Genomic DNA, 20247 nt, shown 5'->3' with positions numbered 1-20247 from the left:
CCATGCAAGCCGCCAGGATGCCCGTGCGCAAAAAATGCGGCGCCCAAGAGGCCGTACAGACATGCAGAACCGCCTCAATCCATACAGCGTAAAAAATGCTGGCATCGACACGCCTGGGTCCGCGCCGCCAAAACACACTGGCAATTCCACAGACGACGGATCGACCACATCGACAATCGCCGTGAGCCACCTCGAGAGCGGCGCCACTGTCCAGCGCCGCCGATCAGCGGGGCGCCTCGCCGCCCTCCGCTGGCGGTGCCGCCTCGCCGCCCTGGCCCTCCGCGGGTGCGCCCTCGGCCGGAGCCCCGCCCTCGCCCTGTCCGCCTTCCTGACCGCCCGCCTCGGGGGTCTCGACCGGCTTCTCCTCGGGCGGCGGCTCGACCGGCTTGCTGTCCTCCGGCTTGGGCTCCTCCGCGGGCTCCTCCGGCTTGCTGTCCTCCACCGCCGGCAGCTCGATCTTCGCCTCGGCCGGCTTGCTGTCCTCCGGCCTGCTGTCCTCCGGCTTGCTGTCCTCCGGCGCTGCGCTCGGGTCGGCCACCGCCGCTCCGGCCGCGTCTTCGGCAGGCGTCGCCGCGTTCTTCTTCTCGCGCTCGCGCTTGGCCTTCTGCGCCTTGCGCTTCGCATCGCGCTCGAGCGCCGCCTGGCGCCGCTCGCGGTCGCGTTCCTCCCGCGACTTCGCCTTGATGCCCATGAACTTCGGCTTGCCGGCGCTACCCCGCAGCTTGAAGCCGAGCCAGGCCTCCTCCGGCGGGTCCATCTTCGTCGAGGGCCCGGCCGTCTGATACATCAGCTTGAGCGGCTCGCTGCGGTCCTGCAGCGCCTGCGTGAGCAGCAGCTTCATGTCGAAGGCGAACTCCGACTTGGAGAACGGGTCGGCCAGGTTCAGCGAGCCAGTGAGCTTGAGCGTGATGTCGTCGCTGCTGGTCTCGAACTTCTCGGCGGTGGCCTTGCCGTCGGCGACGACCAGGCTCCCGCTGAGCGTCCCGAGGTCGATCTCCGGCAGCGTCATGCCCTTGGCCATGATGCCGCTCGCGCCGGGGAGGAACAGCAGGGTCTCACCGTCCCCGATCTTGCACGACGAGCACTCGATCGAGATCGACCCGGTCGCCTTGCTGAACTGGTTCTCGGGCAAGGTCAGGTCCACGTTGAGCGCGAACAGCCCGGTGACCGGGGCGTTGACCGCCTGCTGCAGCTTGGGCACGTCGTAGAGCGCCAGCTCCTCGACCTTGATCTGCACCGTCGACTCGCTCTCGCTCCGCGTGTACGCGGCGTGGATCGTCGCCTCGTCGATCTTGGTGTCGACCTCGACGTCGTACTTGCCGAACAGCAGGCCCAGCACCGACACGTCGACCGCGACCTGCTCGAGCTCGAGCTTGCGCGGGATCTGTCCCGAGTGCGAGGGCTGGAAGGTCCAGGTGACGTTGTAGAGGGTCACCCCGCCGAGCGGCGACAGCGACAGGTCCTCGATCTCGACGATGTAGCCGGCGTCGCGGGCGGCCTGGCCGATGCGCCAGGCGATCGCGCGGGTCGGCAGCGAGATCCACACGAACACGAAGAACACGACGATGAACAGGAACACGTAGCCGGCGGCGCCGCGCAGGCGGCGAGACAGCAGGCGCATGCGATCGCCGGCGCCGCCCATCGCGGGTTCGGCGACCAGGGGGCCGCCCGGCGCGGGGCCCGAGGGTCCGCTCGCGCCGCGGCCGAATCGAAATGCAGGCAGCTTGATCTTCATGGCTCGGCCCCCTCGCCACCGGCGGCCGCGTCGACGACCGGCTCCGGCTTCAGCAGCTCCCAGGTCGCCAGATCGATCTCGACGTTGAGCCGATCTTCCATCGACGACAGCGACTTGATCGCCAGACGCTCGACGATGAGGATGTTGCCGGGCTGCTGCTCGACCTTGGTCAGGAAGGTCATCAGCTCCTCGAGCGCCACGTTGCGCACCTCGAAGCCGTAGATGCGCTTGATCAGGGTGCCGTCACCCAGCGGCACCGAGGGCTTCTCCTCCTCGCCGCGCAGGGTCCCGGTGGTCAAGCTGCGCGAGGCCTCCTCCAGCAGGGCCGAGAACACGATCGGCTGGATGTTGGCGATGCGAGCCTCGCGCGCGGCCTTCTCCTTCTTCTTGAGATCGTAGACCGTGCCGCGGGTGTTCACGAGGTCGAGGCCGCGGCGCAAGCCGTCGATCGCCTCCTGCTGCTCCGCGAGCGACGAGCTGCGCAGCATGAACAGCACGCCGGTCGCGATTGCGAAGAAGACGATGAGGAGGATGCCGAGCAACGCGCGCTCACGCGGCTGCAGGCGGGCGATGAAACCGCCGAGGAGCGGCTGCTGGATCGGCGGGGCGCTCACGATTCGGCCTCCAGGGACTTGAAGTAGCAGTCGTGCTCGAGCGTGGCGTCGAAGACCTTGCGCTCGTTCTCATCGCGCAGACGCGCGTTGGGGAAGCTGGTGACGCAGGGCATCGAGCTCATAAGTCGGGTCTTGAGGCGGTCCTGCGTGGTAGTGCGAGTGGCCGAGGCCCGGAACTGGATCGCCAGCGGACGGATCTCGATCGACGCGACCTGCAGGTCGTCATCCCAGGCGATGCCGGCGTTCAGGTCGACCGCGGGCAACGGCGCGGCCGGGGCCGCCTCCGCCGGGGCCGGGGTCACCTCCCCGTCGCCAGCCTCGCCGCCCTCCGCGGGCGCCGGCGGTGGTGGGGCCGGCGGTGGCTTGGGCCCGGCCGGCACCGTCGCCTTCACGAAGGCGCCGAGCACGTCGACCGCGCCCCGCGAGGCGATCAGGCTCGTGATGTCCTCGCCGTCGACCTCGTTGAGGCGCGCCTCGATGTCCTCCACCGCCGTCAGCGACTCCCCGAACACCCTGGCGCTGGCCGCCCCGAGCTCGTCCTCGCGGGCCTGTCGCTCCGACTCGAGCGCGCTGATCTTGACCATCGTGTCGATCGCCGCGAGCGCGAGGATCACGAGGCCGAGGGCGCCGATGGTGGCCATGCGCTCGACCAGCCAGCTCCCGTCGCCACCTCGCTGCGTGTTGATGTCCTTGAACAGCTGGATCAGCGGCCGCCGGGCGCAGCCGACGGCGGCGCCGAGAGCCGCGCTGGTGCCGGTCCAGTCGTGGCCGTGGAGACTGCCGCCGCCGAGGTTGTCGCGGGGACGGGCGCGCAGGGTCGGCAACCCGACCTGCTCGGCGAAGTAGGCATCGAGGCCGCGTAACTGGGCTCCGCCGCCGCTGACGCGGATCTGCGTGATCTCGACGCCGAACTCGGCGCGCAGCCACAGTCGCGTGTGCTCGACCTCGCGGACGATCGGCTCGATCGCCCGCGCGACCAGCGAGGCCGACTCGAGCTGCGCCGCCGAGAGCTCGCCTTGACCGCGGTGCGGCAGGAAGCCGCTCTCGATCTTGGCCCGCTCCGCCGCCGCCGGATCGAGGCGGTAGTGGTCCTGCAGGGCGCGCGTGACGTGGGCGCCGCCGCGGCGGAGCACCCGGGCCGCGAGCGGGCCCTTGGCACCGAAGGCGACCAGGTCGGTGGTGTGGTGGCCGATGTCGAGGAGCAGCACCGCCGGGATGCGGCTGTCGGTCGGTTCGGTCTTCACCAGCTCGGGGATCGCCGAGTCGAGCACCTGCGTGATCGCGATCGCGTCGACGGTGATGAGCTTGAGGTCGACGCTCGCGGCCTTGAAGGCGCGGGTGATCTTGTCGATGGTGTCGCGGCGCACCGCGACCATCAGCGCCTGCCCCGTTGAGCCAGTGGCGAGCGGGATGTGATCGTACTCGAGCTCCTCGAGTGGGACCGGGAACTGGCCCTCGGCCTCGAAGGCGATCGCCTGGGCGATCCGCCGCGCGTCGGCGAAGGGGAACTTCAGCACGCGGAAGCTGGCCGCCGAGCCCGGCAGCACCACGCCGACGCGATAGTGGTTCCAGCCGCGCCGGCGCAGCAGGGCCAGCCCCTGCTCGAGCGCCGCGCTCACGCCGTCATCGCCGGCCGCCCGCGCGGGCACCGGCTCGACGGCGACCTCGAGCACCTGCGTCGCGCGCAAGCCAGCGCTGACGAGCACTGCTTTGACCTCATGTGTGCCGAGGTCGAGACCGACGTACTTCTGGGCCATGGGCTGCTAGTCCTCGCGGTAGTAGATCCACGCGCCCGTGCCCTTGGACTGGCTGCGCGCGTACTGCATGTCGTAAACGGTGGTGAGGCGCTTCTTGACCGCGCCGGCCTCGGCGATGATCTCGACGCGGTAGACCCGCTCGGGAGCGACGCTGGCGATGTCCTGCACGCCGCCCAGGGTCTCACCCTCCTTCTCCTCGCTGTTGAGGCGGATCTGGATGCCCTCGGGGATCTTCGGCATGTTGGCGTTGCGCAGCGAGGCGGCGTTGGTCGCCCCGCCCATCGCCGCAAGCGGGCTGATGAACTTGTCCGGCTTCTCGACCAGCTCCTCGAAAGCCTTGAGGTCGGCGAACAGCGCGAACTCCCGCTGGTCGACCACGTAGCGGGCCAGGGGCAGCGTCTTCATCAGGAAATTCTCGCCCTCGGTCTTCCACTTGTCGGCGGCGTCGACCGAGTAGCGCAGCACGAGCGCGATCTGATCGGCGCTGGCGAAGTTGATGTTGACCTTGCAGCTGCCGTACACCGTGAGGTCGGCGCCGAAGGCCATCATGATGTCGTCGTCGACGCCCTCGACCAGGTTCAGCTCCTCGACCGAGTCGAGCCGGGCGTCGCGCGGCTGGTACGGGTCGTAGATCTCGGTGTAGCGGTAGCGTTCCTGCGTGGAGCTTGTGGCCAGCTTGATGACGTCGTAGTTCTTGCGGTCATCGTCGATGTAATCGACCATCGCCTGCAGGATCTGCTTGCGACTGTAGCGCTGGCCGTCGCCCTTCTCTTCGTCGAAGAGAGGATCGTAGAGCGTGGGCATCAGCATCGACTCGAGGGTCTGCACCGTGCGGGCCTGCGAGCTGTCCTTGCCCTGACCGGCCTGCGCGAGGCAATTGATGTTGACCTTCCCGCTCTCGGCCTCCATCCGGATCTCGAAGCTGCCGCTGTCGATCGCCAGGTCCTTGAAGGTGCTGTTGTCGAGACCGGCGAGTCCGGCGATGCCCTCGTGGCCGTCCTTCGACCCGAACGCCGACATCAAGTAGGGCGCGACCTGGGTGATGTCCCAGGTGCCGAGCATCTGGCGAAACTGCTTCTGGTTGAAGACCATCCGCTGCAGCTCGAAGAGCAGCAGCGAGAGGCGCATGCCGCCGCGCTCGAGGTTACGGGCGGCGACCTCGTCGCGCAGGTTGATCGCGGCCTGCCAGTCGACTCGGGTCGTGTAGCTGAAGGCCGCCGTGAAGGGCATCAGCACCGCGAGGCAGGCGAGCACCATCAAGATGGCGATGCCATGCTCGCGGCTGCTGCCGCGTCGCTTGCGCTTGCCATCGGTCTTGGTGGTAACGGTGCTGCTCATGGTCGGCTCACTTGGAGAAGTCGAGCTTCTCCTGCATGAACAGCAGGGTCTGGACGGTGTACTTGATCTCGCGCTCGCTGGTCGCGTCCCAGATGCCGAGCGTGATCTTGACGCGCTCGGGCAGGCGATCGGGCTGCATGTCCTGCTTTACGGTGCGCCACTCGTCGACCCAGTCGTTCTTCTTGTTGTCCCAGTACTTCAGGTCGAAGGACTTGATGTCCTCGCAGAAGATGTAGGCCGGGAACAGCTCGATCATCTTGTCCGGCGTGTCGCCCGTGAGGCGACGGGTCTCGCGGCGAAACAGGTGGGTGCGACCGGGGTTTTGCGGATCGCGATCGACGAAGTACTGGATCACCGACTGGTCGCTCTCGTTGGCGTCCTTGCGCATGCGGACGTGTGAGAAGGAAGAGAAGGTGACGCTGTCGAGCGTGAACTGGTCGCGGCCGTCGAACAGCGTGAAGTGGCGGTCCTCGTCGGGCGGGCGGTTGAACGACAGATAGGCCATCGAGAGCTCGGCGGACATGCGGCTCATGCTGTTGCGAATGAGCGCGTAGCGGACCTGCAGCTGCTCCGCGTGCCGCATGCTCTGGGCCGTCGAGCGGAAGCTGGTCCACACCGACGCGGTCATCATCGTCATCACCGCGACCGCGACCAGGATCTCGATCAAGGTCAGGCCGCGACTCCGACGACGACTGCGGAGGGCGCGAGCGGACGACGTCATCGCTGCACCCCCATCGCCCCGCCCCGGCCTGCCGCGCCGCCCATGCTCGGCGGGCTCATCGGGCCGCCAGCTGAGCTGCCGCCGGTCGCATCCTGCTTCCCCGCGGCGCCACCCTTGCCGTCGCCGCCCTTACCGTCCCCGCCCTCATCGCCCTCTTTTGCCTCGCCGCCGAGGCCGGGCAAGGTCTTGAGCTTCTCGGGGTCGGCCCAGAAGGTGTAGATCGTGTACTCGTTCTGCAGGCTGCCGTCCTTCCAGAACACGGTGCACTTGACCTTGCGGATCGATCGCTCGATCGCCTGCTTGATCATCGGCCAGACCATGGCCAGCGCGCCGAAGGCCTTGTCGCCCGCGGACTTGTAGTAGACGCTGCTCTCGCCCTGCTTGGCGCGATCGGAGTCGTCCTTGGCCGCGCGCAGCTTGCTGTAGTCGGGGATCTCGAGGAAGTCGACCACGCACTTGTAGCGGATCTCGCCCCAGCCCTGCTGGGCGAAGTTCCCCTCGTAGATCTTGTCCTCGAGCACCCAGCCGCCCTCCTTGCGCATCACGTACTCGACCTCGATCAGCTGGTACTCGGCCAGGAAGGCGATCGCGGTGACGTGTTGCGCGTAGCGGGTAGCGCGGATGCTGGCCATCTGCGAGGCCATCAGCGACGTCATCGACAGCGCCAGGATCGCCATCGCCACCATCACCTCGAGCAGGGTGAGCCCGCGATCCCTGTGGCGACCGTACACAACGGGCATCAGAAGCTCCTCCGCGACTGCCGGCGCCCGAGGTCGTCCTTAATCGCGGTGGGGTCGTCGGCGAGGGTCAAGTTGACCTTGCCCTCCTTGACCTCCACGCGGCCGGTCAACGGCTTCACGACGATGGTGAACGCGTTCGTCGGATTGTCGATCTCCTCGATCTGGATATGGGCGAGTTGCGTGTGGCCCTGCGGGAAGAAGTAGATGCTCGCCTCGCCCTTGACGATCGGCTTCACGTCATCGGCAGTCTGAACGCTGACGACCTTGATCTGCTTGGGCAGCTTGAACGGCTTCTTCAGATCGGAGAGGCTGTTGTCATCGTCGAACGCGCCGAAGATCGGCGGCTTGCGCCGCGGCACAGCCTTGGTCTGCACCGCGTACTTGTCGATGATGCCACCGGCCGCCGGCTTGCTCGGCGTGCCCGCCTTGGTCGGCGCGGCGCCAGCTGGCCCAGCCCCGGGTGCTCCCGGTGCGGCCTTCTGTGCCCCTGACGGCGCACCGATCGGCGTGGCCGTGTTCTTGCCGCCAGAGGGCCCCTTGACCGCCGCGAGCACGCGCGCCTGGATCGAACGGTTGTAGTTCTCCTCGGCCCGGCGGTCGCGCTCGTCCCTCTCCTTCTCGCGCGAGGGATCGACGACCTTGATACGACCGTAACGATCGGTCGCAGGCAGGTACATGCGATCGGCGCCCCGCTGCATGGAGAACGCGCCGTCATCGAGGTTAATAAGGAGGCGGTAGTAGCTGCCGGTGACACGAGCCTTGTTGAAGGCGAAGCGGATCGTGTTGGCGAGCTGGTTGGTCGCGCGTGACACCTCGGCCTGGCGCCCGGCGCCGAGGCCGGTCGCCACGCCGCCGATCAGCAGGGCGCTGATGGCGAGCACGATCAGCACCTCGACGAGCGTCATGCCGCGGCTGCGGCGACGACGTTCGGAGATGAGCTGATGGGCGCAAAGTGAGAGCATGCGGACCTACGATCTAGCGAATCACTTGCCGTCCTTCTTCTTGTCTTCCTTGTCCTTGGCCGACTCCCAGCTGACGATGTCGTCGCCACCGCCAGGCTTCTTGTCAGGGCCGTTGGAGCTGACGTCGACCGGCCCGTGCTCGCCCGGGCAGGTGATGATGAACTCTTCGCCCCACGGGTCCTTCTGGACGCGTGCGACCACACCGGCGGCCTTGAGGTCCTGCATGCTCTTCGGGCACTTGTCGTTCTTCTGCAGCAGGTACTGCTCGGAAGCCTTCTGCACGCCGATCACGTCGTTCGCAGCGGTGTCGACCTTGGCGCCCTTGAAGGCGTTGAAGGCGACGACGCTGACACCGCCGACGATGAGCCCGATGATCGCCAGCACGACGAGGATCTCGATGAGGGTCATGCCGCGGCTGCGGCGGCGGCGCGCGAGCGCCTGGAGGAGTTGAGTGCGGGTGAGGGTGGTCATGGTCTGTTCCTGCTTGCTGCGAGGGCGTCCTACTGCTGCCCAGCCATCTCGTTGAGCATCATGATCGGCTGCATAATGGAGAATACGATGAAGCCGACGCTGCCGCCCATGGCGACGATCATCAGGGGCTCGAGCATCGCTGTCATGCGCGTGAGCGCGGTGTTGACCTCGCGGTCGTAGGCGTTGGCGACGTCGACGAGCATCTGCTCGAGCTGACCCGAGCGCTCGCCGACGGCGATCATGTGGGTCACGAGGGTTGGGAACTCGCCGCTGCGCTTGAGCGCCGGGGCGATGCCCTCGCCCTCGCGGATGTTGTCACGCGCCGTGCCGACCACCTTCTCGAGCACGTAGTTGCCGAGCAGGGAGCGGACGATGTCGAGGGCCTGGAGCAGCTGTACGCCGCTGGCGAGCATCGTGGCCAGAGTGCGGGCGAAGCGGGCGATCGCAAGCTTGCGCGCGAGGTCGCCGACGATCGGGATCTTGAGGATGACGGTGTCGAAGGTGGCACGCCCGATCTCGGTGGCGCGCCAGCGACGAAACAGCCACACCAGGCCCGACCCAGCCGCCAGGAACAGGAACCAATAGTCAGCCAGGAGGTTGCTGATCCAGATCAGGAACTTGGTGTTCCACGGCAGCTCGGCGTTCATGCCGTCGAACATGTCCGTGATCTGCGGGACCACGTTGATCATGAGCATCATGACGATGCCGCCCGACAGCACGGTCATGATGATGGGATAGATCATCGCCGAGGTGACCTTGCCCTTGAGCTCCTCCTGCTGATCCATGAAGTCGGCGATGCGCAGCAGCACCGTCTCCAGCGAGCCCGAGGCCTCGCCGGCGCGGACCATGTTGACAAAGAGCGGGAGGAAGACCTCCGGGTAGCGTGCGACCGCGTCGGCCAGCGAGCTACCCTCGTTGACGCGGTTGGCGACGTCGCTCAGCACGCCCTTGAAGCGGCGGCTCTCGACCTGCTCGGTGAGGGCCTGTAGCGCCTCCGGCAGGGTGACACCGGCGCACAACAGAGTCGCCAGCAGGCGGGTGTTGCGGGCGACCAGCTTCTGGCTGATGCGGTCGAAGATCGCGGTGAGGTCGACCTCGCGGTTCATGCCCGCCCCGGCGGCCGCGGGCGTGTTCACGTTGGTCTCGCTGACGGCCGTCAGGAAGATGCCGATGCGCTTGAGGTTGCCCTTGAGCGCGGCGACGTTGTCGGCGTTCTCGATGCCCTTGACGGTCTTTCCCGACTTGCTGAGGCCCGTGTACGCGTACGCTGGCATCGGCCTAGCTCTCCTCTGCCGTCACGGCGATGACTTCCTCGAGGGTGGTGACGCCGCACAGCACCTTGTGGGCGCCGTCATCACGCAGCGTGCGCATGCCCTGGGCCAGCGCCGCCGCCTTGATCTGACCGGAATCGGCGTTGCGGATGGCGAGTCGGCGGATATCCTCGGTGATCATCAGGACCTCGTAGAGCCCGGTGCGGCCGGCGTAGCCAGTGCCGTGACACTTCTCGCAGCCGACGGTGCGATAGACGTGGCCCCGCGGGGGCAGGGTGCGGCCCGCCGGCGCCACGAGCGGGATGACCGTGCCGTCCTCCTCGCGCACCGGCACCTTCAGCGCCTCCTGGCCGAGGAAGAAGCGGTCGGCGTCGATGCCGACATCCTCGAGCTCGGCCGCGGTGGGGCGATAGGCCTCGCAGCAGTGCACGCAGACGCGCCGCACCAGGCGCTGCGCCTGCAATGCGACCAACGAGGAGGCGACCAGGAACGGCTGCACGCCCATATCGACGAGGCGTGTGATGCCGGTGGCCGAATCGTTGGTGTGGATGGTGGAGAGCACGAGGTGGCCGGTCAGCGAGGCCTGAATCGCAATCTCCGCTGTCTCCACATCGCGGATCTCGCCGACCATGATGACATCAGGGTCGTGGCGGAGGAAGGAGCGCAGGCCGGCGGCGAAGGTCAGGTTGATCTTGCTCTGCACCTGGACCTGCGAGATGCCGGCGAGCTGGTACTCGACCGGATCCTCGACAGTCAGGATGTTGAGGTCTGGCGTGTTGATCTCGGACAACGCTGAATAGAGCGTGGTGGTCTTGCCCGAACCGGTGGGGCCGGTGACGAGGAAGATGCCGTGCGGACGATGAATAACGCTGCGGATGAGCCGCAGGTGGTCGGGGGCGATGCCGATGCTATCGAGGTTCAGCATGACCGCCGACTTGTCGAGGAGGCGGATCGTGACGCGCTCGCCGTGCGCCGTGGGCACGGTGGCGACGCGCATGTCGACCTCCTTGCCGGCGATCTTGCGGCGAATACGGCCGTCCTGTGGCAGGCGCTTCTCGGCGATGTTGAGGCCGGCCATGATCTTGACGCGGGCGATGATGCTGGGGAGGTGGGCCTTGGGCGCCTTCTTGACCTCGTGCAGCTGGCCGTCGACGCGGTTACGGACGATGATCTCCTTGTCGCCGGGCTCGATGTGGATGTCGCTCGCCTTCTCCTTGGCCGCGTTGAAGATCAGGCTGTTGACGAAGCGGATGATCGGCGCGTCCTCGGCGGAGGCGTGCAGGATGTCCTCGTCCTCCTCGGCGTACTCCTCGTCTTTCTTCTCGAGGTCGACGTCCTTGGTGCGGCGGGCGTACACGCGGTTGATGAGGTCGAGCACGGTCGACTTCGGCATCAGCGTGATCTCGAGGTCGAGCGCCTCGTAGACGCCGCAGAGGTCGTCGAGGTCGAGGATCTTCAGCGGATCGGCCGCGAGCGCCCGGATGACGCCGAACTGGCGGTCCAGCTGCCAGGGCAGCACGGTGCTGCCGCGGGCGTACTGAATCGGCAGGCGCTCCACCAACTCGTCCTCGATCTCGGAGAGCTCGATGCTCTCGCGCGCAGGCAGGCCGAACTGCTGGGCGAGCGCGCGGCACACGTCCCACTCGCTGCAGTGCTTGAGGCGGACCAGGGTCTCGCCGATGCGCTCGCCCTCGAGGTGCTGGGCCGCGAGGCCCTCGGCCAGCGCCTCGGCGTTCAGCGCCCGCATCGCGATCAACAGCTCGCCGAGCGGGCGCGCCTGCGGGCGCACGCCGACGGCGGCGAAGCTCGGGGCTGCGGAGACTTGCTGCTGTGTGTTCATCGGCTGGCCCATCTCAGAGTTTGACGACCTCTCAGCATGACCTCAGGGCTCGCGTCGGACCGCCGGCGGCGGCGTGGGTGTGGTCACGGCCGGCTGCGAACCGCCACCGCCGTCATCGCTGTCGTCGCCGCCGCCGAGGCGCGGACTCATACCCAGCACGCCCGTGATGATCTCGCGGCGCATCTCCTCCTCGGCGCGACGCAGCTGAATCTCCTCCTGTTCCATGCGGCGGGCCTCCTTGTCGATCGAGGCGAGCAGGCCGGCCTTCTTGCGGTAGTTGACGTTGCTCGGCAGCTCGCGGCGCTTGAAGTTGGTCTCGCGCTCGATGAACTCGAGGCGCTCCTTGTCGCGACGCTCATGGATCCGTCGCACGTCGTCGGGCGAGTCGATGATGTGCGGGACCATGACGAGCAGCAGGTTGACCTTCTCCTTGGCCTTCTGCCGGCTCTTGAACAGCCAGCCGAGCAGGGGGATCGAGCCGAGCCCGGGGACCTGGTTGACGGTCTCACTCTCGCGGTCACGGATGAGGCCGCCGAGCACGAAGGGCTGGCCGTCACGGCCGACGATCTTGTCGAGCTTGAAGCGACGCTTCGTGGTCGTGACGCCGAGGGTCGGGCTGGTGTCGGCGATGTCGCGGTCCTCGACCTCGACGTCCATCGTCACGTTGCGTTCGTCGTTGATGTAGGGCTTGACCTTGATGCGCAGGGTGACGTCCTGGCGCTCGATCGACTGCAGCGGGACCAGGCCGCTGCCACCGCCGGCACCGCCGAAGGACAGGGCGCCCTGGGTGGGGACGTTGCGACCGACCTCAATGGTGGCCTCCTGATTGTCGGCCGCGTACATGTGCGGCTCGGACACAACGTTCACATCGGAGCTGCTCTGGAGCGCCTGGATGACGGCGCCGAAGCCGGGGATGTCGCGGCCGGTGCCGAGCAGCTGGCCAGTGCCCGGAATGAGCGGACCGACCAGGCCGCCGGCGAGGCCCTTGAAGGCCTCGGGCGAGAGGATCAGCGAGTTGAGGGCCGAGGTCGGGGCGCTGCCGACGAGCGCGACCGCCGTCTGGCCGCTGACGTCGAAACCCGCGCCGAAGTGGGCGCCGGCGCCGACGTCGGTGCTGTGCTTGATGCTGATCTCCAGCATATAGATCTCGATGTAGAGCTGGCGCCGCTCCATGTCGAGCTTGTCGATCACGGGCTCGAGATTCTTGTAGTCGGAGGCCGAGGCGATGATGACGAGGGAGCGAGTGGCCTGATCGGGCGTGATCTTGACGTCCCCAGAGAACAGATCGGCCGAGACCGGGCCGGCGGCGGCCTTGTTCTTGTCGCCACCGGCCTGGGCGGCCTGCTTGGCGCCGGTGGCCAGCGCAGACAGCACAGTGGCGACCTCCTGGGCGTCGGCGTTCCTGAGCTTGCGGACGTGGATGCGACCGCCACCGCCCGGCAGCTTGACGTCGAGGCGCTCGATCAGCTTGCGGATGATGACGTAATCGGCCTCATTGGTGATGACAATGAGAGTGCCGGAGCGCTCGTCGACGATGACGCGGTTGATCGCGGAGCTGGTCGGCGAGCCCCCGCGGCTGCCCTTGCCCTTGGCCGGGGCCGCCTCGCCCTTGCTGCCCTCGCCGAAGATGTCGCGGATGATCTGCGCGACCTCCTCGGCCTTGGCGAACTGCAGCTGGTAGAAGAAGATCTTCTCGCTGGCGGTCGGGGTGTCGAGCTCGACGACGATCTGCTCGAGGCGGCGAATGCTCGATCCCTTGTCGGTGAGGATGATGAGGTTGCCGATGACGTCGACGCTGCCCTGCTTGCTCTTGAGCTGGTTGAGTACGTCGCTGATATCCTTGGTGGCGCCGTGCTTGATGCGGATCAGCTGGGTGACGAAGCGATCGCTGTTGGGGGCGTTGGCGTCCTCGCCGTAGAGCGGGAGGGTGCGGTTCTTGGCGTCGGTGGTCTCGACGATCTTGAAGTACTTGCCGGAGGGCTCAACGGTGAGGCCCATGGTCTCCAGGGCGGCGTAGAAGGCCGCGTAGGCCTCGTCCACGGTGACTGGCTCGGGCGACATGATCGTGACCTTGCCGCTGCGCACCTTGCGGTCCCAGATGAACTTCTGACAGGTGATCGTCATCATCCAGTTGATGAGATCCTCGAGCTCCGTCTCCTTGGGTAGGGTGACGGTGAAGCGGGTCCCGCGGGGCGCCTTGCGGCAGGTGTTGTGCGGCAGCGGGCCACTGCCGACGCCGCCGGCGTTCTCGTCGCCGACGAGCTCGCCGCCGCCGGGCGTGCTGCCTCGCATGGCGGTGCCGACGGTGGACGGCACGGTCGACGATCCATCGGGCGCCTGCACGCGGGCGTAGGCTGGAATCGGAGCGCCGAGCAGGAGCATGGACAATGCGGGCAGGGCAGCGAGGCCGCGGGTGCGGAGGGGCAGACGCGTGGTCATTGGATGGTGATTTCCTTGTTGATCGTCTCGCCCTTGCGCTCGATCGTGATCTGCAGGTTCGAGGCCCGACGCAGCTTGGTGTACAGGGACATGGCGCCGTCGACCGACTTGAGGTCGGTGCCATTGACCGAGGTGATCAGGTCGCCGTTCTTGATGTTGAGGAGCTTGGGGAGGCTGCCAGGACGGATGCCGTAGAACTTGAAGCCGCGGGTCTCGCCGTCCTTGACCGAGGGCATCATGCGGGCCTGCTTCGTGAGCGCCAGCGGGTTGGACAGCACGCCCTCGAGCCAGGTGCGATCGATGGTGCAGGAGTTCTCGCTGTCACACTTGATCGCGTTCTCGGCGCCATCGATGGCGCTGCCCGACTTGGGCGCGTCGTCCTCGTCCTTCTTCTTGACCTTCTCGGCGACCGGCTTGGCGGCGCCCTTGGGCGGCTCCACGCCGAGCTCGATGTATTGCAGCTGGCTGCCGTTGCGCACGTGCACGAGGCGACGTTCGACGGAGACGAGGACGGCGCCGGCGTAGATCCGGTCGCCAGGCCAGTAGGGGCCCGCGCCGCCCGTCTCCTCGTCGCGCAGCGTGGCCCACGAGAACTGGCGGTCGCTGGCCTCCATGGTCGCAACCAGGCGCAGCGGCAGCGTGCTCGGGACCTCGCCGGGCTGCGGCCCGCCGCTGATGTTCTCGGGCTGGCCGGTGATCGGGTCGATGGTGGGACCGGCGGAGGTGTCGGGGGGGGCCTCGACCTTGGCGCAGGTCGGGCAGAACAGGTTGCGCGAGAGCACGGTGCTGATGAGCTTGCTGCGGTCGCCACCGCCGGAGCTGCGGGTCGTGGACTGGCTGCCGGCGCCGCCGAAATTGCTGACGAGCGGCTTGTCCTCGTCGTCCTCGTCGTCGCCCTCGCTGTCGCCGGTGTCGCCGGTGGCCTCGGCGTCGGCGGCCTGGTCCTCGTAGATGTACGAGGTGCCGACGTAGGTGGTGATGACGGAGGCGGCGAGGGCCGCGGTGATGCCGAGACCCAGCCCCTTGACGATCCAGAAGTATTGTTTGAAGAGGGCTTCCATCGTCGCTCGGGTGCGTTCGTCAGTGCAGGATCTCGTCGTCGACCGCCGGGGCCTGGGGCACCGCCGATGCTTCGGGCGGGGCGCTGCCGGACTCGAGCTTGCGGTAGATGGTGCGAGTGGCGATGCCGAGGAGGTCGGCGGCCAAGCGCTTGTCGCCGCGGGTGAACTTTAGCGTCTCGGAGATCATCCGACGCTCGACTTCTTCGAGGGGCGTGCCGACGGAGAATGTGATCTGACGCCCATGCCCGGCCTGGGGGTCGCGCAGCTCGGGGGGGAGGTCGAGCTCGTCGACCAGCTCGCCGCGGCAGAGGACGACGGCGCGCTCGACGGCGTTCTCGAACTCACGGACGTTGCCGGGCCAGCCGTAGTTGCCCATGCGGTGGAGGGCGGCCTCGGTGAAGCCCGACACGCGCTTGCCGTGCTTGACCGCGTAGATGCGGAGGAAGTGGTCGGCGAGCAGCGGGACGTCCTCGAGGCGGTCGCGCAGGGGCGGGACGCGGATCGGGATGACGTTGATGCGGTAGAACAGATCTTCGCGGAAGCGGCCGGCCTTGACCTCGTCGCTGAGGTCGCGGTTGGTGGCGCAGATGAGGCGGAAGTCGACCTTGGTCATGCGGCCGCCGACCGGCTCGATCTCCCCTTCCTGGACGGCGCGCAGCAGCTTGACCTGGATGTGCAGCGGGATCTCGCCGATCTCGTCGAGGAAGAGGGTGCCGGTGTTGGCCTCGACGAAGCGACCCTCGCGCGTGCGCGTGGCGCCGGTGAAGGCGCCCTTCTCGTGGCCGAAGAGCTCGCTCTCGAGGATCGACTCGGGCAGGGCGGCGCAGTTGGTGGGCACGAGCGGGCGTGAGGCGCGGCCGCTGTGCTGGTGGATGTAGCGGGCGAACAGCTCCTTGCCGGTGCCGCTCTCGCCGAGCAGGAGCACGGTCGCGGAGGAGCTGGCGGCCTGCTTCGCCATCTCGAGGGCGGCGCGCATGACCTGGCTGTTGCCGACGATCGGCTTGTGGGTGGCGGCGGCGAGCTGGGCCCGCAGCTCGCGGTTTTCGGCGACCAGCGCGTGCTTGTCGAGCGCCTTCTGCACGGCGGCGACGATGGCGGCGCGCTTGAGCGGCTTGCTGATGAAGTCATAGGCGCCGAGCTTCATGGCAGCGACGGCGTTCTCGACGGTGCCGTAGGCCGTCATCACCAGGACCTCGACCTCGGGGGTGATCGCCTTGGCGGCCTTGAGCAGGTCCTCGCCGGTCATGCCGGGCATGCGCAGGTCGGTGATCATCACCTGGACCGGGTGGAGGCGCAGGACCTCGAGCGCCTGCTGGCCGCTCTGGGCGATCCGCACGTGCATGTTCTCCTTGGTCAGCACCTTCTGCAGGGCGTCGAGGATGCTGGGCTCGTCGTCGACGATGAGCACGGTGGGCACGGGCTTGGGCGGCAAGGTCATGGCGGCTCCGGCGGGAAGCAATTGTCGCTCCCAGGACATTCTTGAATAATTCTGGAGATCGGGTTGGGGTTTGGGACGGCCTGTCCCGCGCACTTGTCACTCCGTCGGGGGGCGGGTGACATTTTGACATGAGGCCGTCTGGGCGCCTCGTTTCTGCTGGGTCGTTGACACCGTGGCACACGCGAGCTCGAGGGACGGCCAGGCCCTGCGGTCGCGGCGATGGTGCACGCGGAGAAGTCGTGCGAGGTCGCGGTGCGCAGCGTGGCATGGGCGTTGCTCTGCGGCGCGGCATGCGAAGCATCCGACTCTCTGCACTCCTCCTCTCCTCCATCCTCGCGTTCGCGCCGGGCGTGCACGCGGCGAAGCCGTCCGCGCCAGCGGTGGTCGTGGCGGCCAGTCAGCTCGAGCTCGAGATCAGCGAGCTGACGCGGGACGGCGCGCGGCGGACGATGACGCTGACGCTGCTGCTGGCCGACAACAGTGGTCGGGTCGGCGCACCGCAGTCGGAGCTCAAGACGCGGGCGCAGCACAGCGAGCGCGAGGCGAGCTACTACTGGGCCCGCGTGCAGCCGGAGTCGACGCCAAGCGGGATGCGCTACGCGATCGACGTGCGGCGGGCGAGCGACGGACAGTACAACAACACGGACATGCGCATCGAGGTGACGCGGGTGCTGCCGATCGGTGTGGCCACGCAGCTCGGGAAGGTGGCGCGGCCGGACGGCAGTGCGCTGGTCGTGACCGCGACGCTGCGCTGATCCTCGCGCAGCGCGGCTCACAGCCGGTGCCTCCGAACGACCCTCGTGCGGCGCGGCTCAGGTGAAGCTGCGGGCGGGCAAGCCGAAGCTGCCGGGATGCCTGCGAACGACCCGCGGGCGGCGCGGCTCAGGCGAAGCTGCGGGTGCTGGGGTGCCGGGCCCGCCGCTTGTCGAACACGAGGAAGTAGCTGTGGTTCTTGCGCGCGTGGACCTGGGTCTTGAGGCGCGACACGGCGGGGCTGTTGGCGCGGACCAGGACGAAGAGGTCCTTGCAGTAGAAGCCGAGCGACTCGTAGCCGGTGATGAGCTCGACGTGGGTGAGGCGCTGGGTGTTGGCGCTAACCTCGTCCTGACACTTGACGATGAGGGTGCCGCCGGGGCGGAGGACGCGGGCCGCCTCGCGACCGGCGCGGGCGTAGAGGTCGACGACGGCGTCGTGCCAGCGCGGGCCCGGTTCGGTGGTCGGGGCGCTGGCGCTGTACGCCCGGCGGAACGCGGCGTGGCTGCCGGAGCCGGCCATGTGCTCGACCTCGCGGCGGTACATGCCTTCCATGTATGGTGGGTCGAGGACGACGGCGTCGAGGCTGGCGGCCGCGTAGGGGAGCGCGCGGCAGTCGACCTCGCTCTGGAGGGTGAAGCCGGGCGGGCTCGGGAGCGCGGGCTTGAGGGCGATGTCGGAGGCGAGGACGCGGTAGCGGTTCGCGGGGACCTTCTTCCAGAAGGCGCCGAGGCCGTAGGTGACGTCGGCGATGAGGCTCCCGGGCGGGACGTGGAGCGCGAGGATCTGGGCGAAGAGCTCGGCGTTCTCGCCGACCCGGGCCGACACCGTGAGCTCGGTGGTGGCGACGCCGCCCTGGACGCGGCGCGGCGCGGCGACCGGAGGCGCGGCGACAGGCTCCGGCACCTCGACGCGAGGCGGGGTGGCGACCGGGCTCGTCAACTCGAGCTGCGGGGTCTCGGCCTGGCCGTCTCGACCTGTCCTCACGGACAGGTCGACGGGTTCGCTGGGAGCGCGGGGCATGCTCAGGCGCGGGCGGCCGTGTCGTCGGCGGGCCCACTGGCGAGGCTGGCGAGCAGGCGGTCGCCGCGGGTGGTGATCTCGTCGTGGAGGAAGTTGCAGCGGGGCTCGGCGCGGTCGAGGTAGCGCTCGAGCAGCTCGCGGCGCTCGGGGAACTGGCGGGCCTGCTCGAGCAAGATCTCGCAGATCGCGACGTCGGCGAGCAGCCGGGTGAGGCGCTCGGCGTGGAGCATGGCGTAGGCGAAGTCCCGCTTGGGCTCCCAGTTCTGGAAGAACTCGCGCGACCACTCGCGGATGTTGTGCTTGCCGAGGCTGCGCAGCTTGTCAGTGGCGGTGCGCTGGATGAGGTGCTGCTGGGCGGAGAGCGAGACGGCGGTGAGGCGGGCGACGCGGCGCTCGAGCGGGTCGAGGGCGGAGAGGCTGCGCCAGCGCGACTGAGCGATGCGGGTGAGGAACTTCTGCGGGTTGCGCATGATGTTGGACATCGCGTCCTTCATGGCCATGAGCGACTGGATCTGGCTGGTGCCCTCGTAGATCGGCATGACCATCGCGTCGCGCAGGAGCTTCTCGGCGCCGTACTCGGTGATGTAGCCGCAGCCGCCGTGGATCTGGACGCAGCGGCGGGCCATCTCGACGGCCTTCTCGGCGGCGAGGTACTTGAGGAGGGGGGTGACCTTGCGGGTCTTGTGGCTGTGGCGGCGCGACTGCTTGAGCAGGCGAGCGCGCTCGAGCGTGCCGTCCTCGGTGGTGAGCATGGCCTGCATCTTGAGGCGCTGGGCCAGCTCCTCGTGCACGGAGCCGTGCATGGCGAGGGCGCGCAGGCCCTGGATGTCGGTGCGCATCTCGTCGAGGTAGTCGGCGATCATCTCGTGGCGGTCGATGGTCTTGCCCATGCTGCGGCGCTCGGCCGCGTAGTCGCGGGCGAGCCGGTAGGCGGCCTCGCACAGGCCGATCGACTCGAAGCCGACGCCGAGGCGGGCGTTGTTCATGAGCAGGAGCATCAGCTTGAAGCCGTCGCCGCGGCCGCCGATGAGCTGGGCGGGGCTGCGGTCGAAGGTGATCGCGGCGGTGGCGGAGCCCTCGTGGCCGAGCTTCTCCTCGACGCGGTCGAGGGTGGCGTGGCGCTTGCGGGTGCCGTCCGGGAGATCCTCGTAGGCGGGGACCAGGAACAGGGAGAGGCCGTCGAGGCCGAGCTTGCCAGGAGTGGCAGGCTCCGTGCGGGCGATGACGATGTGGTACTTGCCGTGGCCCGAGGTGATGAAGATCTTCTGGCCGCTGACGAACCAGTTGCCGTGCTCGTCCCGCTCGCCCTTCGACTTGAGCGCGCCCATGTCGCTGCCGGCGTCGGGTTCGGTGATGTCCATGCTGCCGAAGGCGTCGCCGCGGAGGATCTCCGCGATCTCGGCGGAGAAGCGGGTGGCGGCGATGCTGCGGGTGCTACGGTCGAAGCGGGTCGTGCCCTCCTGCACCGAGTACATGAGCAGGCTGAGGGCGATGCCGCTGTGGAAGTTGTAGTGGGCCATGACCGAGACGTCGCCGCGGGCGAGCAGCTCGGTGACCATGAAGTGGACGATCATCGGGCAGTTGACGCCGCCGAGCTCGCGCGGGAGCGAGAGGGCGTGGAGGTCGAGCTTCTTGATCTCGGCGAAGATGGCGTCCATCTCGGGCGGGAGCACGGCCTCGCCGTCCTGCATTTTGACGCCCTTGCGGTCGATCGCGGCGGCGTGCGGGGCGACCTCCTCGGCGGCGAAGGTGCCGACCATCTGCAGGATGTCGGTGTAGGCCGAGACGGCCTCGTCGCGCGAGGCGTAGCCGCCGGGGGACTGGTAGTCCTGCTCGACGACCGCTGTGATCGGCGACCAGTCGATGCCGCGCTCGAGATAGAAGAGGAGGTCGTCGTTGTCTGCGAGGTAGTTGGCCAAGGCTGCACCTGAGATCCACGCCGGACGGTCATGGAGCGCTGGAAACGAGGTTCTACAACGGGCTTGGGGGCGACCGAGCCGCGGATTGCCGGCCAGGGTAGCAAAGGGGCGATCCGCGGCGCAAGCGCAGTTTGCCAGTGCGACGAGGCGGAGCGCTGTCCGGGG

General features: G+C 68.1%; 16 protein-coding genes. 1 reads left to right on the top strand and 15 read right to left on the bottom strand.

All coding sequences use genetic code 11. The features are described 5' to 3' along the window. Positions 1-223: 223 nt before the first annotated feature. Genes gspN through IPJ59_RS35755 form a run of 13 tightly spaced genes read right to left on the bottom strand, consistent with a single transcriptional unit; the run spans position 224 to position 16387 of the window. Positions 224-1735, bottom strand: coding sequence for a type II secretion system protein GspN (gene gspN / locus IPJ59_RS35815; protein WP_293260301.1), 1512 nt, complete (start codon positions 1733-1735; stop codon positions 224-226). Next, positions 1732-2349, bottom strand: coding sequence for a hypothetical protein (locus IPJ59_RS35810; protein ID WP_293260298.1), 618 nt, complete (start codon positions 2347-2349; stop codon positions 1732-1734). Before IPJ59_RS35810 ends, gspN begins: the two co-directional genes overlap by 4 nt. Further along, complete coding sequence (pilM, locus tag IPJ59_RS35805; RefSeq protein ID WP_293260295.1) at positions 2346-4106, bottom strand: pilus assembly protein PilM; 1761 nt, start codon at positions 4104-4106, stop codon at positions 2346-2348. The genes IPJ59_RS35810 and pilM overlap by 4 nt, the downstream gene beginning before the upstream one ends. 6 nt (positions 4107-4112) lie before the next feature. After that, entirely contained in the window at positions 4113-5444 is a 1332-nt protein-coding gene (locus IPJ59_RS35800; RefSeq protein ID WP_293260292.1) for a type II secretion system minor pseudopilin, read from the bottom strand. A gap of 7 nt (positions 5445-5451) precedes the next feature. After that, entirely contained in the window at positions 5452-6165 is a 714-nt protein-coding gene (locus tag IPJ59_RS35795) for a prepilin-type N-terminal cleavage/methylation domain-containing protein (RefSeq protein WP_293275678.1), read from the bottom strand. Continuing rightward, positions 6162-6905 (bottom strand): type IV pilus modification PilV family protein, encoded by a 744-nt coding sequence (locus IPJ59_RS35790; RefSeq protein WP_293260286.1) that lies wholly within the window; start codon positions 6903-6905, stop codon positions 6162-6164. Before IPJ59_RS35790 ends, IPJ59_RS35795 begins: the two co-directional genes overlap by 4 nt. Continuing rightward, positions 6905-7867, bottom strand: a complete 963-nt coding sequence (locus tag IPJ59_RS35785) for a pilus assembly FimT family protein (RefSeq protein WP_293260283.1) — start codon at positions 7865-7867, stop codon at positions 6905-6907. The genes IPJ59_RS35790 and IPJ59_RS35785 overlap by 1 nt, the downstream gene beginning before the upstream one ends. A 21-nt stretch (positions 7868-7888) precedes the next feature. Continuing rightward, entirely contained in the window at positions 7889-8338 is a 450-nt protein-coding gene (locus tag IPJ59_RS35780) for a type II secretion system protein GspG (protein WP_293260280.1), read from the bottom strand. A 29-nt stretch (positions 8339-8367) separates the two neighbouring features. After that, positions 8368-9612: a type II secretion system inner membrane protein GspF gene (gene gspF, locus IPJ59_RS35775; protein WP_293260277.1), complete on the bottom strand. Its 1245-nt coding sequence runs from the start codon at positions 9610-9612 to the stop codon at positions 8368-8370. Between the two features lie 4 nt (positions 9613-9616). Beyond that, the gene (locus IPJ59_RS35770) at positions 9617-11449 is read right to left on the bottom strand and encodes a GspE/PulE family protein (RefSeq protein WP_293275677.1); all 1833 of its coding nucleotides are present in this window, start codon (positions 11447-11449) and stop codon (positions 9617-9619) included. 42 nt (positions 11450-11491) lie between these two features. Beyond that, positions 11492-13888 (bottom strand): type II secretion system secretin GspD, encoded by a 2397-nt coding sequence (gene gspD, locus IPJ59_RS35765; RefSeq protein WP_293260271.1) that lies wholly within the window; start codon positions 13886-13888, stop codon positions 11492-11494. Then, positions 13885-14949 (bottom strand): type II secretion system protein GspC, encoded by a 1065-nt coding sequence (gene gspC, locus IPJ59_RS35760; protein ID WP_293260268.1) that lies wholly within the window; start codon positions 14947-14949, stop codon positions 13885-13887. Before gspC ends, gspD begins: the two co-directional genes overlap by 4 nt. A gap of 19 nt (positions 14950-14968) precedes the next feature. Then, on the bottom strand, positions 14969-16387 hold the full coding sequence (locus IPJ59_RS35755) for a sigma-54-dependent transcriptional regulator (RefSeq protein ID WP_293260265.1): 1419 nt from the start codon (positions 16385-16387) through the stop codon (positions 14969-14971). Positions 16388-16677: 290 nt separating this feature from the next. On the opposite strand from IPJ59_RS35755, the gene IPJ59_RS35750 reads away from it, so the two are divergent. Next, positions 16678-17142, top strand: coding sequence for a hypothetical protein (locus IPJ59_RS35750; protein ID WP_293275676.1), 465 nt, complete (start codon positions 16678-16680; stop codon positions 17140-17142). Positions 17143-17269: 127 nt separating this feature from the next. On the opposite strand, the gene IPJ59_RS35745 is transcribed toward IPJ59_RS35750, so the two are convergent. Both IPJ59_RS35745 and IPJ59_RS35740 read right to left on the bottom strand, forming a co-directional pair. Beyond that, positions 17270-18163 (bottom strand): hypothetical protein, encoded by an 894-nt coding sequence (locus IPJ59_RS35745; protein WP_293260259.1) that lies wholly within the window; start codon positions 18161-18163, stop codon positions 17270-17272. Positions 18164-18165: 2 nt separating this feature from the next. Then, positions 18166-20082 (bottom strand): acyl-CoA dehydrogenase family protein, encoded by a 1917-nt coding sequence (locus IPJ59_RS35740; protein ID WP_293275675.1) that lies wholly within the window; start codon positions 20080-20082, stop codon positions 18166-18168. Positions 20083-20247 lie beyond the last annotated feature (165 nt).

Source organism: Nannocystis sp. (assembly GCF_016714285.1).
Classification (GTDB): Bacteria; Myxococcota_A; Polyangia; order Nannocystales; family Nannocystaceae; genus Nannocystis.
The sequence above is the reverse complement of the archived record's forward strand: the minus strand, read 5'-3'. Positions and strand labels throughout refer to the sequence as shown.

Excerpts from the sequence above, each read along its gene's own strand:
- gspD (WP_293260271.1), bottom strand. The coding sequence starts at position 13,888 with ATGACCACGCGTCTGCCCCTCCGCACCCGCGGCCTCGCTGCCCTGCCC.
- pilM (WP_293260295.1), bottom strand. The coding sequence starts at position 4,106 with ATGGCCCAGAAGTACGTCGGTCTCGACCTCGGCACACATGAGGTCAAA.
- gspF (WP_293260277.1), bottom strand. The coding sequence starts at position 9,612 with ATGCCAGCGTACGCGTACACGGGCCTCAGCAAGTCGGGAAAGACCGTC.
- IPJ59_RS35755 (WP_293260265.1), bottom strand. The coding sequence starts at position 16,387 with ATGACCTTGCCGCCCAAGCCCGTGCCCACCGTGCTCATCGTCGACGAC.
- IPJ59_RS35750 (WP_293275676.1), top strand. The coding sequence starts at position 16,678 with ATGCGAAGCATCCGACTCTCTGCACTCCTCCTCTCCTCCATCCTCGCG.
- IPJ59_RS35780 (WP_293260280.1), bottom strand. The coding sequence starts at position 8,338 with ATGACCACCCTCACCCGCACTCAACTCCTCCAGGCGCTCGCGCGCCGC.
- IPJ59_RS35800 (WP_293260292.1), bottom strand. The coding sequence starts at position 5,444 with ATGAGCAGCACCGTTACCACCAAGACCGATGGCAAGCGCAAGCGACGC.
- IPJ59_RS35790 (WP_293260286.1), bottom strand. The coding sequence starts at position 6,905 with ATGCCCGTTGTGTACGGTCGCCACAGGGATCGCGGGCTCACCCTGCTC.
- gspN (WP_293260301.1), bottom strand. The coding sequence starts at position 1,735 with ATGAAGATCAAGCTGCCTGCATTTCGATTCGGCCGCGGCGCGAGCGGA.
- gspC (WP_293260268.1), bottom strand. The coding sequence starts at position 14,949 with ATGGAAGCCCTCTTCAAACAATACTTCTGGATCGTCAAGGGGCTGGGT.
- IPJ59_RS35770 (WP_293275677.1), bottom strand. The coding sequence starts at position 11,449 with ATGAACACACAGCAGCAAGTCTCCGCAGCCCCGAGCTTCGCCGCCGTC.
- IPJ59_RS35745 (WP_293260259.1), bottom strand. The coding sequence starts at position 18,163 with ATGCCCCGCGCTCCCAGCGAACCCGTCGACCTGTCCGTGAGGACAGGT.
- IPJ59_RS35785 (WP_293260283.1), bottom strand. The coding sequence starts at position 7,867 with ATGCTCTCACTTTGCGCCCATCAGCTCATCTCCGAACGTCGTCGCCGC.
- IPJ59_RS35795 (WP_293275678.1), bottom strand. The coding sequence starts at position 6,165 with ATGACGTCGTCCGCTCGCGCCCTCCGCAGTCGTCGTCGGAGTCGCGGC.